This window comes from Pseudomonas sp. LBUM1657 (assembly GCF_059716075.1).
The window spans coordinates 3,326,124-3,343,606 of sequence record NZ_CP166799.1 but is presented as its reverse complement, the minus strand read 5'-3'; the positions used below and the strand labels follow the sequence as shown (position 1 = coordinate 3,343,606).

9 protein-coding genes are annotated in these 17,483 nt (G+C 59.9%); 8 read left to right on the top strand and 1 reads right to left on the bottom strand.

The window, feature by feature from the left end; translation table 11 throughout:
* Positions 1 to 12: 12 nt before the first annotated feature.
* The 4 genes from eprS (at position 13) to ACA055_RS15390 (ending at position 9,907) form a co-directional block, all read left to right on the top strand.
* On the top strand, positions 13 to 2,970 hold the full coding sequence (eprS, locus tag ACA055_RS15405) for an autotransporter serine peptidase EprS (protein WP_497684429.1): 2,958 nt from the start codon (positions 13 to 15) through the stop codon (positions 2,968 to 2,970).
* A 226-nt stretch (positions 2,971 to 3,196) separates the two neighbouring features.
* A complete protein-coding gene (locus ACA055_RS15400) occupies positions 3,197 to 6,244 on the top strand; it encodes an autotransporter domain-containing protein (RefSeq protein WP_497679422.1) in 3,048 nt (1,015 codons plus the stop codon).
* Positions 6,245 to 6,267: 23 nt separating this feature from the next.
* A complete protein-coding gene (locus tag ACA055_RS15395) occupies positions 6,268 to 7,956 on the top strand; it encodes a polyurethane esterase (protein WP_497679421.1) in 1,689 nt (562 codons plus the stop codon).
* 97 nt (positions 7,957 to 8,053) lie between these two features.
* Positions 8,054 to 9,907, top strand: a complete 1,854-nt coding sequence (locus tag ACA055_RS15390; protein WP_497679420.1) for a polyurethane esterase — start codon at positions 8,054 to 8,056, stop codon at positions 9,905 to 9,907.
* 122 nt (positions 9,908 to 10,029) lie between these two features.
* Here the strand turns inward: ACA055_RS15390 and ACA055_RS15385 are convergent, their stop codons facing one another.
* Positions 10,030 to 10,254: a YgdI/YgdR family lipoprotein gene (locus ACA055_RS15385; protein WP_497679419.1), complete on the bottom strand. Its 225-nt coding sequence runs from the start codon at positions 10,252 to 10,254 to the stop codon at positions 10,030 to 10,032.
* A gap of 224 nt (positions 10,255 to 10,478) precedes the next feature.
* On the opposite strand from ACA055_RS15385, the gene ACA055_RS15380 reads away from it, so the two are divergent.
* The 4 genes from ACA055_RS15380 to ACA055_RS15365 all read left to right on the top strand — a co-directional run bounded on the left by ACA055_RS15380 (position 10,479) and on the right by ACA055_RS15365 (position 17,475).
* Complete coding sequence (locus tag ACA055_RS15380) at positions 10,479 to 12,131, top strand: VRR-NUC domain-containing protein (protein WP_497679418.1); 1,653 nt, start codon at positions 10,479 to 10,481, stop codon at positions 12,129 to 12,131.
* A complete protein-coding gene (locus ACA055_RS15375; protein ID WP_497679417.1) occupies positions 12,128 to 14,407 on the top strand; it encodes an ATP-dependent DNA helicase in 2,280 nt (759 codons plus the stop codon). The genes ACA055_RS15380 and ACA055_RS15375 overlap by 4 nt, the downstream gene beginning before the upstream one ends.
* Positions 14,408 to 14,532: 125 nt before the next feature.
* Positions 14,533 to 15,441, top strand: a complete 909-nt coding sequence (locus ACA055_RS15370) for a zeta toxin family protein (protein WP_497679416.1) — start codon at positions 14,533 to 14,535, stop codon at positions 15,439 to 15,441.
* A gap of 111 nt (positions 15,442 to 15,552) precedes the next feature.
* Positions 15,553 to 17,475, top strand: coding sequence for a hybrid sensor histidine kinase/response regulator (locus tag ACA055_RS15365; RefSeq protein ID WP_497679415.1), 1,923 nt, complete (start codon positions 15,553 to 15,555; stop codon positions 17,473 to 17,475).
* Positions 17,476 to 17,483: the final 8 nt, after the last annotated feature.

Genomic DNA, 17,483 nt, shown 5'->3' with positions numbered 1-17,483 from the left:
GAAGTCATGAACATGGACGTACAGATCAAGCCGATTTCGGTCGGCATGCTATTGCTTTGGGTTTCATTTGTGCCAAGCGTCGCCCAAGCGCTTTATCAGGAAACCGGCACCCTCGGCGATGCCGCCAGTTGGCGCTCGGCGGAGTTTCAGCGCGATTGGGGGCTCGGTCGCATGCAGGCCGATCAAGCCTATGCCGCCGGCATCACTGGCAAAGGCGTGAAAATCGGCGAGCTCGATTCAGGCTTCGATGCGTCCCATCCCGAATTCGCGACCGACCGTTACCACGCGGTGGTGGCCAGCGGCAGTTACGTCGATGGTTCGCCGTTCAATGTCGACGGCACGCTCAATCTCAACAACGATTCCCACGGCACGCACGTCGCGGGCACTCTCGGTGCCTCGCGCGATGGCACCGGCATGCATGGCGTGGCCTACAACGCGCAGGTTTACGTCGGCAACACCAACAAGAACGACAGCTTCCTGTTCGGCCCCAATCCTGATCCCCGCTACTTCAAAGCGGTCTATGACGCCTTGGCCGATGCCGGTGTGCGGGCGATCAACAACAGTTGGGGCAGCCAGCCGCCCTATGTCAGTTACCGGACGCTCGACGATCTGCATGCCGCCTACGCCCAGCACTGGAACAAAGGCACCTGGCTCGATGAGGCCGCAGACGTTTCCCGACGCGGCGTGATCAACGTATTCAGCGCTGGTAACAGCGGTTACCTCAACGCCAGCGTGCGTTCAGCCTTGCCCTACTTTGAGCCGGACCTGGAAGGCCACTGGCTCGCGGTGTCGGGGCTGGATCAGAGCAACCAGCAGAAATACAACCAGTGCGGGATCGCCAAGTATTGGTGCATCACCACGCCCGGCGCGAAGATCGACAGCACCATTCCCGGCGCAGGCTATGCGATCAAATCCGGCACCTCCATGTCCGCGCCGCATGCCACCGGTGCCTTGGCGCTGGTGATGGAACGCTATCCGTACATGAACAACCAGCAGGCGCTGGAAACCCTGCTGACTACCGCCACTCAACTTGACGGTTCGATCACCGAGGCACCGAATACCCGCGTCGGTTGGGGTGTGGCCAACCTTGATCGGGCGATGCGCGGGCCGGGGCAATTACTCGGCAGTTTCGACGCCAATCTGGGGGCAGGGCAGCGCGATGTCTGGAGCAACAACATCACCGACACGGCGCTGATTCAGCGTCAGAGCGAAGACGCGGCGGAACACAGTGCCTGGCAACAGACGTTGAAGACCAAAGGCTGGGAGAACGGTGTCCCCACGGGCGCCAGTCAACAGGATCAAACTGATTACGCGGTGGGCATGGCTCGGGACGGTGCGGCCGCCAGCCGAATCTACGCAGGCAGCTTGATCAAGTCCGGTGCCGGACAGCTGATGCTGACCGGCGACAACACGTATCGCGGGCCGACCACGGTGAATGGCGGTCTGCTTTCGGTGAACGGTTCGCTGACCTCGGCTGTGACAGTCAATGACAGCGGCACTTTATCGGGGAGCGGAAGAATCGGCGCGCTGACGGCCAATCGTGGCGCGACCGTTGCGCCCGGCAATTCCATTGGCACCTTGCAGGTCAGCGGCGATGTCACCTTTGCGCCGGGTTCGACCTACGCGGTGGAACTCTCGCCGACCGATAGCGACCGGATCATCGCGGGCGGCACGGCCACGGTCAGCGGCGCAACGGTCAGCCTGTCCCTGGAAAACAGCCCAACGTTGCTCAGCGCAACCGAGGTGCAAAGCCTGCTCGGTCATCAGTACAACATCCTGCAAGCGGCCGGCGGCATTCAAGGTCAGTTCGGCGCCGTGCTGCCTAATTATCTGTTCATCGGTGGCAGCCTTGATTACGCCGCCACCGGTATTCAACTGAGTGTCGAGCGCAACGCCACGACCTTCGCCAGCGTCGGCCAAACGCCGAACCAGCGCTCCGTCGCCTCCGCCGTTGAAGGCCTTGGGGCGGGCAATCCGGTTTACGAAAGCCTGCTGCTGTCAGCCACCGCGACGTCCGCCCAACAGGCGTTTCAGCAGTTGTCGGGAGAAATCTATCCGGCGCTGGGCTCGGTACTGATCAACGACAGCCGCCACCTGCGTGATGCGGTCGGTGAGCGACTGGTCGACGCCCAAGGCGCTCAAAGCAACGGCTGGATCAAGGCGCTGGGCGCGTGGGGCAAGACCGATGACAGCCATGACACCGCCGGCTACACCATGTCGATCGGCGGCTTGCTCGCCGGTGTCGACGGAGCGCTCGATGAGCAAACGCGGATCGGTCTGGTCACCGGCTATAGCGACAGCTCGGTGAGCATGGGCGCCGGCACTCATTCATCGGCCAAGGTCGACAGCTATCACCTGGGTGCTTATGCCGGCCGCGAGTCAGGCGCCTGGCACCTGAGCGCCGGCGGTGCCTACAGCTGGCATCGGGCCGACGTCAAACGCGACCTGCAATACGGCGACGTCAGCGCCAAACAGAAAGCCAAGGTCGATGCCGCGACCACCCAAGTGTTCGGTGAAGCGGCGTATCGCCTGAACCTGCAACCCCTGGCGCTCGAACCCTTCGCGAACCTGGCTTACGTGCACCTCGACACCGAAGGTTTCACCGAGAAAGGTGACGCCGCCGCACTGAAAAGCGGTGGCGACCAGCGTGATGCGGTGCTCAGCACGTTGGGCGTGCGCGCGTTGAAAACCGTGGACTTGTCCGGCCAGCAGCAGCTTGAGCTGGGAGCGAACCTCGGCTGGCAGCACAACCTGAGCAACACCGACTCCGAGGAGCATCTGGCGTTTGCCAGCGGCAGCACGCCATTCACGGTGGAAAGTTCACCCATGGTTCGCGATGCGGCGCTGGTGGGCGCCCATGCCAGCCTGGCCCTGAGCCGGGACCTTCGCTTGAACCTCGATTACACCGGCCAACTGGCCAGCCGCGAGAAAAGCCATGGCGTAGGGCTGAGCCTCAATTGGCAGTTTTAACGCTGTGAACACTGATCGTGACGAGAAGATTTGTCAGTGAAACGCAATCCCCCTGTGGGAGCGGGCTTGCTCGCGAAGACGGCGGCACAGTCAACATTGAAGTCGCCTGACACGCCGCATTCGCGAGCAAGCCCGCTCCCACAGGTTGCGCACCTCAACTGACAGGAATTGGGGCAAGCCCCCTAGCCACAAGGATTTTGGCAACATAACTAAGGACGGTAGCTGGATGAACAACAAGTACAACAACCTTGCCTTGCTCTGCGCATTGGCCACCCTGGGCACCGCGCAAGCGGCGCCGTACGTGGAAACCGGTCGAACGGGCGATCCCGACAGTTGGCGCAGCGCTGAATTCAATGCCGATTGGGGGCTGGGGGCGATCAACGCTCAGGACGCCTATGCCGCAGGTTACAGCGGCAAAGGCGTGAAGCTGGGGATCTTCGACCAACCGGTGTACGCCTTGCACCCGGAGTTCTCCGGCACCAACAAGGTGGTTACCCTGGTCACCAGCGGCATCCGCGAATACACCGACCCCTACATTCCGGTCAAAGTCGGCGATGCGTTTCGTTATGACGGTTCGCCCTCAGTCGGCTCCGACGGCAAACTCGGCTCCCACGGCACCCACGTCGGCGGAATTGCTGCGGGTAGCCGCGATGGCAACCCGATGCACGGCGTGGCGTACAACGCGCAAATCATCAGCGCCGACAATGGCGACCCCGGCCCTGAAGACGGCATCATCCTCGGCAACGACGGTGCGGTGTACAAGGCCGGTTGGGACGCCTTGATCGCCAGCGGTGCACGGATCATCAATAACAGTTGGGGCATCGGCATCACGGATCGCTTCGACCTGGGTGGCCGCGACCCGGCGTATCCGCATTTCACCGTGCAGGACGCGCAATTGCAGTTCGATCAGATCCGTCCGATCCTCGGCACTCGCCAGGGCGGTGCCTATGACGGTGCGATCGCGGCAGCTCGCAGCGGTATCGTGACGATCTTCGCGGCAGGCAACGACTACAACCTCAACAACCCGGACGCCATTGCAGGCCTGGGCTATTTCGTCCCGGACATTGCGCCGAACTGGGTGACCGTGGCGGCGCTGCAGAAAAACCCGGACCTCAACAGCCCGGACCTCTACACCATCAGCACCTTCTCGTCGCGCTGCGGCTACACCGCGAGTTTCTGCGTGTCCGCACCGGGCAGCCGGATCTTCAGCGCAGTGATCGGTGGCACCCATGCCGATAACCTGACGGTCGACTACGCCAACAAAAACGGCACCTCCATGGCGGCGCCGCACGTGGCGGGCGCGGTGGCCGTGCTGATGGAGCGCTTCCCCTACATGACCGGCGACCAGGTCGCCAGCGTGTTGCGCACCACGGCCACCGACATGGGGGCGCCGGGTGTCGACGCGTTGTACGGCTGGGGCCTGATCAACCTGCGCAAAGGCATCGATGGCCCGGCGACGTTTGTCACCGAGCAAGACATTCCCGAGGAGTTCCGCATCCAGGGTGCCTATGGTTCCGGCCAATTTGTGGCGGACTTGCCGGGGATCGGCGCGACGATCGACGCGGGCAAACCGACCGAACGCGTCTGCAATGATGTGCATTGCGGACTGGACGTCTGGCGCAACGACATTTCCGGCCATGGTGGCCTGACCAAGCAGGGCATCGGCACGCTGGTGCTGACTGGCGCCAACACCTATGCCGGCCCGACGCTGGTCAATCAGGGCCGACTGGCCATCAACGGCTCGCTGCTCTCGGCGGTGACCGTCAATGCCAGCGGCATCCTCGGCGGTAACGGTCGTATCAGCGCGTTGACCGCGAAAAGCGGCGGCACCGTGGCGCCCGGCAATTCCATCGGCATCTTGCAGGTGGCGGGCGACGTAACCTTCGAGCCTGGCTCGACCTACGCCGTGGAGTTGTCGCCGACCAGCAGCGACCAGATCATCGCCGGCGGTAAAGCCGTGATCGACGGCGCGACCGTCAGCCTGTCCCTTGAGAACAGCCCGACCTTGCTGACCACCAGCGAGGCGAAATCCCTGCTGGGCAATCAGTACAACATCCTGCAAGCGGCCGGCGGCATCGAAGGGCGTTTCGGTGCAGTGGTGCCGAACTACCTGTTCCTCGGCGGCACCCTCGACTACTCGGCCACTGGCATCCAACTGGCGGTGGAGCGCACCGCAGCTTCTTTCGCCAGCGTCGGCCAAACCCCGAACCAACGCGCCGTCGCCGCTGCCGCCGAGCAATTGGGCGCCGGCAATCCACTCTATGAAACCTTGCTGTTGTCGCCGACCGCAGAGGTTGCTCAGCAAGCCTTCCAGCAACTGTCCGGTGAGATTCACCCGGCAATCGGCACGTTGCTGATCAACGACAGCCGTTACCTGCGCGATGCCGTCGGCGAGCGCCTGCGTGAACGTGATCTGTTCGACGCCGCCGCACCGACCGATGACCGTAGCAACGCCTGGGTCAAAGTCCTCGGCGCCTGGGGCAAGAGCGATGGCGGGCATGACAACGCCAGTTCCAACAGCTCCATCGGCGGCTTGCTGGCGGGTGCCGATGGTTTGATCACTGAACATACGCGGCTGGGTTTCGTCACCGGTTACAGCGACAGTTCGTTGAGCATGGGCGATGGCACGCATTCGTCAGCCTCCGTCGACAGCTACCACTTGGGCGCCTATCTGGGCCATGAAATCGATGCGCTTCGCTTGAGCGTCGGTGGCGCCTACAGCTGGCATCGCATCGACGTCAAACGTGATCTGCAATTTGGCGATGTCAGCGGCAAACAGAAATCCAAACGCGATGCGACCACCGCACAACTGTTTACCGAAGCGGCGTATCGCCTGGACCTGCAACCGCTGGCGCTGGAACCGTTCGCCAACCTGGCATATGTGCACCTCAACAGCGACAGCTTCACCGAGAAAGGTGATGCAGCGGCGCTCAAGGGCGGCGAAAACAATCGCGACTCCGTGCTCTCGACCCTCGGCCTGCGGGCGAGCAAAGCCATTGTGCTGTCCGACAAGCAACAGCTGGAACTGTCCGGCAGCCTCGGCTGGCAGCACAACCTGAGCAACACCCGTTCCGAAGATCACCTGGCCTTCGCCAACGGCAACACCGCATTCAGCGTGCAGAGCGTTTCCCTGGATCGTAACGCCGCCGTCATTGGCGCGCGGGCCGGTTTGGCAGTGGCGCAGGATGTTCGTTTGAGCCTGGATTACAACGGACTGCTCGGCTCCAACGAGAAAGACCACGGCGTGGGTCTGACCCTGGATTGGCAGTTCTGATTCAACGCAAAGGAAGCAAGCACATGGGACTTTTTGACTATAAAAATGCCGACGGCAAAGCGGCGTACTCCGATGCCATCGCACTGACGCTGTATGCGTACACGCCAACGGGTCAGCCGCTTCCGGCGACCGCTTGGGCGCCAATTCAAGCGGCTGCCTTGGGTTACCAGGGCAAGGTTGGCGATCACGGCACCTTCTATGGCGAGAAAGACGGCTTCACCAGCGCCGAAGCCGAAGTGCTCGGTAAGTACGACGCGGCAGGCAAGCTGATTGGTATCGGCATTGCCTTTCGTGGCACCGGTGGCCTGGGTTACAGCGACACCTTCGGCGACATGAAAAACAATCTGCTGGCGGCTGTCGGCCCAGTGGATTACGCGACGAACTATGCGAAAAACGCTTTCGACACCTTACTCAAGGACGTCGCCGCGTTTGCCATCGCCCAAGGCCTGAGCGGCAGGGACGTGCTGGTCAGCGGTCACAGCCTTGGCGGATTGGGGGTCAATAGCCTCGCTGAACTGAGCAGCGACAATTGGGGCGGTTTCTTCAAGGAGGCCAACTATGTGGCCTTCGCCTCGCCGACCCAGAGCGCCACCGGCAACAACGTGCTGAACATCGGCTACGAGAACGATCCGGTGTTTCGCGTGCTGGACGGCACAACCTTCAGCAGCGGTTCCCTGGGCAAACACGACGGTCATCAGGATTCGGCGACCAACAACATCGTCAACTTCAATGACCAGTACGCGTCCACCGCGCAGAACCTGGTGCCGTTCAGCATCCTCAATCCGCTGAACTGGTCTGCCCACGGCTCGCTGGGCTATGCCGATGGCTTAAATCGGGTGATCGACTCGCAGTTCTACGATCTGACCGAGAAGGACTCGACGCTGATCGTTTCCAACCTGGCGCAATCGTCCCGGGGCACAACCTGGGTCGAGGACCTCGGCCGCAGCGGCGAACCGCACACCGGCAGCACGTTCATCATCGGCACCGACAGCAACGACCTGCTCAAGGGCGGTGTGGGCAATGACTTTATCGAGGGCCGCGACGGCAACGACCGGTTCCGCGACGACGGCGGCTACAACATCCTGTTGGGTGGCAAGGGCAGCAATACCTTCGAGCTACAGAAGCCGTTGCAGAACTTCAGCTTTGCCAACGATGGCGACGGCACGCTGTATGTGCGCGACGCCTACGGTGGCATCAGCATGACCCGGGACATCGGCGCGCTGGTCAGCAAGGAGTCGGGATCGTGGTGGGGCAGCAGCGACGTCACCTATAACGTCACCGCCAACGGTTTGCTCAACGGCACGGAGCTGACCCACTACAACCATTCGCTCAATGGCGACGCTTATGGCAACACGCTGGCGGCGACGCTTGATGGCGACTGGTTGTTCGGCAACGCCGGCGACGACTTGCTGCGCAGCGACAAAAGCCACGTGACCTTCGTCGGTGGCGCGGGCAATGACGTCATGCATACCTCGGGTGGCAACAACACGTTCCTGTTCAGCGGCGCCTTCGGTTTCGACGCGATCAATGGCTATCAGAGCAACGACAAGCTGGTATTCATGGGCGTTCAGGGCGCGGGGCAGGGTTATGACTACACGCAGCATGCGTCACAGGCAGGCCAGGATACCGTGCTCAAGATCGGTGATTTCGCCGTGACGCTGGTGGGTGTCGGGCTGGATAGCCTGTCGGCTTCCGGCATTACCTTTGCGTAACGGCTGCATGCACTAGAAGCTCCGGGGCGCCTCGTGATTGAGGCGTCCTGGTTGTGAGCTATCTCTGACAATTCCAACAAAGAGAGAGGCAATACCAATGGGTGTGTACGACTACAAAAACTTCGGCACGGCAGACTCCAAAGCGTTGTGTACCGACGCGATGGCGATCACGCTGTACTCCTATCACAACCTCGATAACGGCTTTGCCACCGGTTATCAGCACAACGGTTTCGGCCTCGGCTTGCCGGCGACGCTGGTGACCGCGCTGATTGGTGGCACCGATTCTCAGGGTGTCATCCCCGGCATTCCCTGGAACCCGGATTCGGAAAAAGCCGCGCTGGAGGCGGTGCAGAAAGCTGGCTGGACACCCATCACCGCCACGCAGTTGGGCTATGACGGCAAGGTCGATGCGCGTGGAACGTTCTTTGGGGAGAAGGCCGGTTACACCAGCGCTCAAGTGGAAATTCTCGGCAAGTACGACGCCCAAGGTCATCTCACTGAAATCGGCATCGCCTTTCGCGGCACCAGCGGCCCGCGAGAAAGCCAGATCAGCGACTCCATCGGCGACGTGATCAACGATCTGCTGGCGGCGTTGGGGCCCAAGGATTACGCCAAAAACTATGCGGGCGAGGCCTTCGGCAACTTGCTCGACGACGTCGCGGCATTTGCCCGGGCCAATGGCCTGTCAGGCAAGGATGTGCTGGTCAGCGGCCACAGCCTCGGCGGATTGGCGGTCAACAGCCTGGCGGACTTGAGCGATGGCAAGTGGTCGGGGTTCTATAAAGATTCCAACTACGTTGCCTACGCTTCACCGACGCAGAGCAACACCGACAAAGTGCTGAACGTCGGTTATGAAAACGATCCGGTGTTCCGAGCGCTCGACGGTTCCTCGTTCAACCTGGCGTCGGTGGGCGTGCACGATGCGCCCAAGGACTCGGCAACCGATAACATCGTCAGCTTCAACGATCACTACGCTTCTACGGCGTGGAATGTGCTGCCGTTTTCCATCATCAACATCCCGACCTGGATCTCGCACTTGCCCACCGCTTATGGCGAAGGCATGAATCGGGTGATCGAATCGAAGTTCTACGACCTGACGAGCAAAGACTCGACCATCATCGTCGCCAACCTGTCGGACCCGGCGCGGGCCAACACCTGGGTCCAGGATCTGAATCGCAACGCCGAAACCCACAAGGGCAGCACCTTCATCATCGGCAGCGACGGCAACGACCTGATCCAGGGTGGCAGGGGCAACGATTACCTGGAAGGTGGCGACGGCAACGATACCTTCCGCGATGGCGGCGGCTACAACATCCTGCTGGGCGGCAAGGGCAATAATTCGCTCGACTTGCAGCAGTCGGTGAAGAACTTTGATTTCGCCAATGACGGCACCGGTACCCTGTACATCCGCGACGCCAATGGCGGCATCAGCATGACCCGCGATATCGGCAGCATTGTGACCAAGGAACCGGGGTTTCTGTGGGGAGTGTTCAAGGATGACGTCACCCACAGCGTCACGGCCAACGGGCTGGCGGTCGGCAGCAACCTGACCCAGTACGCGTCAACGGTGAAGGGCGGCGCCGATGCCGATACGCTCAAGGCTCATGCGGGTGGCGACTGGTTGTTCGGCCTGGACGGCAACGACCATTTGATCGGCGCAAAGGGCAACGACGTGTTTGTTGGCGGGGCGGGGAATGACCTGATGGAGTCGGGGGGCGGGATCGATACATTCCTGTTCAGCGGCGCGTTTGGCCAGGACCGGGTGGTTGGCTATCAAGCGAACGACAAACTGGTGTTTCTCGGGGTTCAGAGGGTGACGGCGAACGACGACTATCGGGCGCATGCCACGGCGGTGGGGCAGGACACAGTACTGACGTTTGGCAGCGATTCGGTGACGTTGGTCGGGGTTGGATTAGACAGCTTGTCCAGCTCAGGAATTGTTATCGCCTGAGGGTGATTCGGCGCCGGTAGGGGCCTCTTCGCGAGCAAGCCCGCTCCCACATTGGAACTGTGGTGTACACAAATCCCATGTGGGAGCGGGCTTGCTCGCGAAGAACGATAACGCGGTCTAAATCAGTCTTCCTGACGAATCGTGGTGACTTCTTCAGCCTTGACCTTCACTTTCGCCCCGGAGATATCTTCGAATTCATAGAAGCCGTCCTTGGTCTTGGTGTTCGGCATGTCCTTGGTCAAATACTGGGTGCCGTTCTGCAGCGTCACGACCGTTGGCGTCGAGCAACCAGCCAGGGCCAGAAAGGCTGCTACTGCCAGGGGCAAACCCAGAGTCTTGATATTCATACTCACCTCTCAAACTTCAAAAAAAACAGCGCGGCTGCCTCGGGTGAGATCAAGCCTCACTGAACCTCTATCGCGGTTGGTGCGATGGATCGGCGGAAAGTTCGATCGGCACCTGAAAAATAACCAATAGCGCCGCCGCTTATCCTTTTCCGTTTGCAACGTACAGGGCGTAGCTGGTATCTGTACGCATAACCAGTACTCGCTCGCCATGGCCCTTTTTTCCTGTGACTGCAAACCCGCTCGACGATCCGTTCTATTACTTGAACAACTTCATGCAAGTGCTTGATTGGCTTGAGCATCGCTATGCCGATGTGTTGAGTGTCGAGGAGCAACACTTCATCCGCGACTTCAATCGGTTGCCCCGAGAGTCGCGGGCATTGCTGGTCAGAATGGTAATGCGCAAGGGGATTCACTTCAGGGCGAGCAAGCTGCATTACGTGGAGATCGGGGACATCGCCCTGGCCGCCGGCCCGTTGCTGGAACTGGGCTGGATCGATGAGCAATCACCGCTGTCGATCGAGACGCTGTTTGACGTGCTGCTAAAGGCCGAAATTCTCCAGTGCTTCGGCGCGGCCATCGATCAGCCCAAGGGAAAAAAGAATGATTGGCTGCCAACGCTTAGCGAGCAGTTTCCCCAAGTGCAGGGCTTCAACCAGTGGTGCCCGACGCTGGATGAGCGATTGTTCAGCCTGACCATCATGGGCCTGTGCGACCGCTTGCGCTTGATGTTTTTCGGCAATCTTTACCAGGACTGGTCCGAGTTTGTACTGGCTGATCTTGGCATCTTCACCTACGAGAAAGTCGAGTTCTGCGCCGAATCCCGGGGCTTGCGCAGTCGCAATGATGTGGATGCCTGTTTCTTCCTTCACGAATGTCAGCTGCGTTTCGAGGCCGGTGAAGCGGTGACCGGTATTGTCGAGCAGATCAATGGGCTGGCGCTGGACAACCCCTGGCTGCAAAGACGTCGCGGCAAACTGCTGTTCCAGATCGGTCAGCATTGCGAGCGCATGGCGGATTTCGCCTCGGCACTGACCCTCTACCGCGAGTGTGCCTGGCCTGGCGCACGCCTACGTCTGATTCGCGTGCTGGAACGCTGTGGTGAATATCAGCTGGCCATGGACCTGGCGACCCATGCCGAGCAATCGCCGGAAAGCGCCTCCGAACGGCAGCAATTGCTGCGGATATTGCCCAGGTTGCGGCGCAAGCTTGGCGGCCCGGTGATCAAGCGCGTATCACCCAGGGAAATGCTGCGCCTGGACTTGCAACTGCCCAGAACCGACCCGGCACTGTCCGTGGAGTATTACGTTCAGGCCCACCTGGCGCAGGATTCGGCGCCGGTGCATTACGTCGAAAACAGCCTGATCAACTCGCTGTTCGGGCTGCTGTGCTGGCCGGCGATCTTTGCACCCTTGCCGGGAGCTTTTTTTCACCCGTTCCAGCGCGGGCCGGTGGATCTGCTCAATGAAGACTTTCATGCTCGCCGGTCGGAGCTGTTTCAGGGCTGCCTCGCCGAGCTCGAAGACGGGCGCTACATCCAGACGATTCGTGAGCGTTATGTCGCCAAGTGGGGCGTGCAGTCGCCGTTCGTATTCTGGGGTGCGCTGAGCGAGGCGTTGCTCGATCAGGCACTCGATTGCCTGCCGGCCGAACACCTCAAGCACTGGTTCAATCGTTTGCTGCTGGACATCAAGGCCAACCGCGCCGGCATGCCGGACCTGATCCAGTTCTGGCCGCAGGACAAGACCTACCGGATGATTGAAGTCAAAGGCCCCGGCGACCGTTTGCAAGACAACCAGTTGCGCTGGCTGGAGTTCTGTCATGAACACCAGATGCCGATTGCCGTTTGCTACGTGCAGTGGTCGGAGCAGAGCGCTTGAGCTACAGCATCGCGGTGCGGGCGTTGTGTGAGTTTACCGCCAAGGTCGGGGACCTCGACCTGCGTTTTACCCCGTCGCCCACCGCACTGGAAGGTATTGTCGGGCACCGCACGGTGGCGTCCCGACGCAGTGACGGATATCTGAGCGAAGTCGCGCTTGAAGGCCTGTATCAAACGTTGAGGGTCAAGGGCAGGGCGGACGGCTACGACCCCGCGCAAAACTGCCTCGAAGAAGTCAAAACCTATCGCGGCGACTTGAGCAAGCAACCGGCCAATCACCGTCAGCTGCACTGGGCCCAGGCGAAGGTCTACGGTTGGTTGATGTGCCAGAAACTCGATCTGACGCACATCAATCTGGCCCTGGTGTACTTCGACATTGTCAGCGAAAAGGAAACCTGTCTGGTCGAGGCGTTCAGCGCCGATGAACTGAAGCAGTTCTTCGAACTTCATTGCGCACGGTTCCTGCATTGGGCCGAGCAGGAAATGGCCCATCGAGAAGGGCGCAATCGGGCGGCGCAACAGTTGGCGTTTCCCCATGCCGACTTTCGACCGGGGCAGCGTCACCTGGCTGAATCGGTGTTCAAGGCGGTCAGTACCGGCCGCTGCCTGATGGCCCAGGCGCCCACGGGTATCGGCAAAACGGTCGGCACACTGTTTCCGATGCTCAAGGCCCTGGCACCGCAGCAACTGGACAAGGTGTTCTTCCTCACCGCGAAAACCCCGGGACGCAAACTGGCGCTGGACGCCGCGCAGGTCATCCTCGACAGCGCCGATGCGCCGCCACTGCGGGTTCTCGAAATGATTGCCCGGGACAAGGCTTGCGAACATCCGGACAAGGCCTGCCACGGCGAATCCTGCCCGTTGGCTCAAGGGTTTTATGATCGCTTGCCGGCCGCTCGCCAGGCCGCCAGTGAACTGAGCCTGTTGAACCAGGGCGCGTTGCGCGAGGTTGCCCTGGCACACGACGTCTGCCCTTATTACCTGAGCCAGGAAATGGCCCGCTGGGCCGACGTGGTGGTTGCCGATTACAACTACTACTTCGATTTCAGCGCGCTGTTGTTCGGGCTGGCCCAGGCCAACAACTGGAAGGTCGCGGTGCTGGTGGACGAGGCGCATAACCTGGTGGAGCGTGGCCGCCAGATGTACAGCGCCAGCCTCGATCAATCGACACTCAATGGCGTGCGTAAAACCGCCCCTGAAGCGTTGAAGAACGCCCTGCAGCGGGTCAATCGCGAGTGGAATGCCCTGCATAACCTGCAACTTGGCGCCTATCAGGCGTATGACAAAGCCCCGGAAAAACTGCTCCAGGCGTTGTTCTCGTGCAGCGCGAGCATCGGCGATTACCTGAACGATCACCCTCAAGGGCTGGACAGCGCCTTACAGAACTTCTACTTCGACATGCTGCAATTCTGTCGGGTGGCCGAACTCTTCGATGAACAGTTCCTGTTCGACATCAGCAAGCGCGACCTCGATCGCAAGCGCAACCTGTCACAGCTGTGCCTGCGCAACGTGGTTCCCGCCGGCTTCATTCGCCCGCGCCTGACGGCGGCGCGCAGCACCGTACTGTTTTCCGCGACCCTGAGCCCACGTCACTATTACGCCGATTTGCTGGGTACACCGACGAACACGGTATGGATAGACGTCGAATCGCCGTTTCACGCCGACCAGCTGAAAGTGCACATCGTCAGCCAGATTTCCACGCGGTTCGTCCATCGTCAGTCATCCCTGGCGCCCATCGTCGAACTGATTGCCAGGCAGTTCACTGAGCGTCCCGGCAATTACCTGGCGTTTTTCAGCAGCTTCGATTATTTGCAGCAGGTGGCGCAGTTGCTGGCCGAGCGTCATCCACACATCAATCTGTGGGCGCAATCCCGAGGCATGGGGGAAGGGCAGCGGCAGGACTTTCTCGACCAGTTCACCGCGGACAGTCAGGGTGTGGGTTTTGCGGTACTGGGTGGCGCGTTTGGCGAAGGCATCGACTTGCCCGGAGCACGACTGATCGGTGCGTTCATCGCGACCCTGGGCCTGGCGCAACTCAACCCGGTCAACGAGCAGCTCAAACACCGGATGGCGGCGATCTTCGGTGCCGGTTACGACTACACGTACCTGTTTCCCGGTGTGCAGAAGGTGGTTCAGGCGGCGGGACGGGTGATTCGCACCCAGCAGGACCAAGGGGTAGTGATGTTGATCGATGACCGGTTTGGCGAGAGCAAGGTCAAGCAATTACTGCCGCGCTGGTGGTCGGTTGCTCCGGCGATTTTTAGTCCTGCTGAGTAGGATTTTTTACTTTAAAAACATCGACATATCTTGAAAGACACGGCCATTTGAACAAGCCGCGAAAGCAGGCTTTATTCAAAGGGCAGGCAATCATTTCAATGGATCTTTGATAAGGAAATCAAGGTATGTCGCAAACCCCGAATTACGCTTACACACCGGAACACGTCACCACTGCATTCAATGACATCACCGCCGTGCTGTTCAGCGGCAAGACCGCCGAGCCAATCCCCAAAATGCTGGTCACCGCCGGATTGCAGGGCTCAGGTAAAACCTACTTGTTGGAAAAGAACCTCCTGCCTTCGGGGCGCTATAGCAATTACGTGCGTCTGTACCTGCCCGAGTATCGAGAAAAACACCCTCAGTATGCCGAGATGATCAAACTAGGCGTTCTGCACGCTTATGAGCATACGGAGGCCTTTGTCCGGGAGATCGGCACCAAAATCTTCACGGAGGCGTTTACGCGCCAATACAACATCATCATGGAGTGTGCGTTCGACGATATTGCCTTTGCGGGAATTGCGTCGCCCGCCATATCCGCGGGCTATCAACTTGAAGCCCACATCGTGGGCTGCAACCAGGCGTTCGCGCACCTGTCTAGCATCAAAAGGGCGATGAGAAGCCTGGAAAAACAGGAGCTGGAACGGTTTGTCAGTTATTCGGCACTGGAGTCGAGCATGAATAACGCTCAGGCGATCATCCTGGCTTTCGAGACGATCGCAAAAGCAGTGAGCGGCTCGCGGATCTCGCTGTATGAGCGTGGCCTGGGGGCGTTGAATGAACGGGTTTTACGGGCACACAGCACGTACACCAAAGAGGCCGGCGGCCAACTCAGCATTAGCTCAACCACTGCGCCCTATAGTGATAGCGCCTACACCGCCATCATTAACAATCACGTCTACGCCATGAAGGAGCGTGATGAAATGGTCAAGGAATGCCACCTGGCGTTGCACAAGGCCGGGTCATTGGCCGAACAGGTACCTGACTTTGTCTACAACGACCTGCACGCCTATATCGTCAAATACGTGTACAGATAACATGTGCAACCAGGAATAAGGGGGATGCGAGGCCAGGCATTGCTTTTGCGGCTTTCCAAATTGGCGGTTTGTCGCATACTCCACAAAAAACAATGATGACGTGAGGAATCAATGATCGAGGATCGGACCAAAACCACAGCCATCGAGGACAGTCGTTTGCGCCTGTTGATCGATGCTGTGATTGACTATGCGATCTACATGATTGATCCCGATGGAATCATTACCAGCTGGAACGCGGGCGCCAGGCGTTTCAAAGGGTATGAGGAAGCAGAAATACTCGGCCAGCACTTCTCGCGGTTCTACACCGAAGAGGACCGCCTGGCCGGGAAACCCCAACGGGCGCTGGATACGGCGATTCGGGAGGGGCGTTTCGAAGGTGAAGGCTGGCGGGTTCGCAAGGACGGTACGCATTTCTGGTGCCACGTGGTGATTGATCCCATTATCGATCCGTCAGGAAAGTTGCTCGGGTTCGCCAAGATCACCCGGGACCTGACCGACCGCAAAATGGCCGAAGAAATCCTCAAGCAAAGCGAGCAGCAGTTCCGCTTGCTGGTTCAAAGCGTCACTGACTACGCCATCTACATGCTTGCACCGGACGGTCGGTTGACCAACTGGAATGTGGGAGCCCAGCGCATCAAGGGCTACTTGCCCGAAGAAGTCATCGGCCAACACTTTTCGATGTTTTATACCCCGGAAGATCGTGAGGCTGGCGAGCCGCAACGGACGTTGGACATTGCTGTGCGCGAGGGACGTTTCGAAAACAAAGGCTGGCGGCTGCGCAAGGACGGTACCCGGTTCCTGGCGCATGTCGTGGTCGACCCGATTTGGGGAGATACCGGCACGTTGCTCGGTTTCGCCAAGATTACCCGTGACATCACCGAAGCGACGCAAGCACAGCAGGCGCTTGAACAAACCCGCGAAGCGCTGTTCCAGGCGCAGAAGATGCAGGCCGTCGGCCAGCTCAGCGGGGGGATTGCCCACGACTTCAACAATTTGCTGACGGTCATCCTCGGCAATCTGGAAATCGTTCGCAAAAGGGTGGGGGACGATTCGAAGATTACCCGTTTGGTAGACAACGCCACTCAGGGGGCTTTGCGCGGTGTGTCCTTGACCCAGCGCATGCTCGCGTTTGCCCGGCGTCAGGAACTCAAAACCGAAGCCGTCGAGATACCCGCGCTAGTGCAAGGTATCACCGGTCTGTTGCGTAGCTCCCTCGGGCCTTCGGTGAACCTCGATACCCGCTTTTCCCCAGAACTTGAACCCGTGCTGGCCGACGCCAACCAACTCGAACTGGCGGTGCTGAACCTGGCGACAAACGCCCGTGATGCCATGCCTCATGGGGGAAAGATCACCATCAGTACCCGATCAGAAGACGTTCACGATCAGGCCAGGTTATCGCTGGTGCCGGGTCGTTATGTCTGCCTGAGCGTCACTGATACCGGTGAAGGCATGGATGAGGCCACGCTGGCTTCAGCGAAGGACCCGTTTTTCACCACTAAAGGTGTCGGCAAAGGTACGGGCCTGGGGTTGTCGATGGTTCACGGTTTTATCGAGCAACTGGGCGGGCGATTCATTCTCAAGAGTCAGAAGGACAAAGGCACCACCGCCGAACTGTGGTTACCCATAGCCACGGGCGACCCGGTTACCAAACCCGTTGTCGAGGAAGAGCCCGCAGTGACGGTGCCCCGTCTGTGCGTCATGGTTGTGGACGACGATAGTCTGGTGTTGACCAGTACCAGCCTGTTACTTGAGGACCTCGGGCACCGGGTGATCAGTGCGGTATCCGGTGCACAGGCGCTGGAACTGTTCGATAGTGAGCAGAACATTGACCTGGTCATCACGGACATGGCCATGCCGCAGATGAGTGGCGCGCAACTGGCACAGGCTATCCGGATGATAAAACCGAACGTGCCGATCATTCTCGCCACTGGTTACGCTGAGCGGCTGGAAGGGTTTGCGACCCGGCTCCCGCGCTTATCCAAACCCTTCACCCAACTCAATCTGGTGGAGATCATTGCTTCGGCCATGAAGTGACTGCGCGC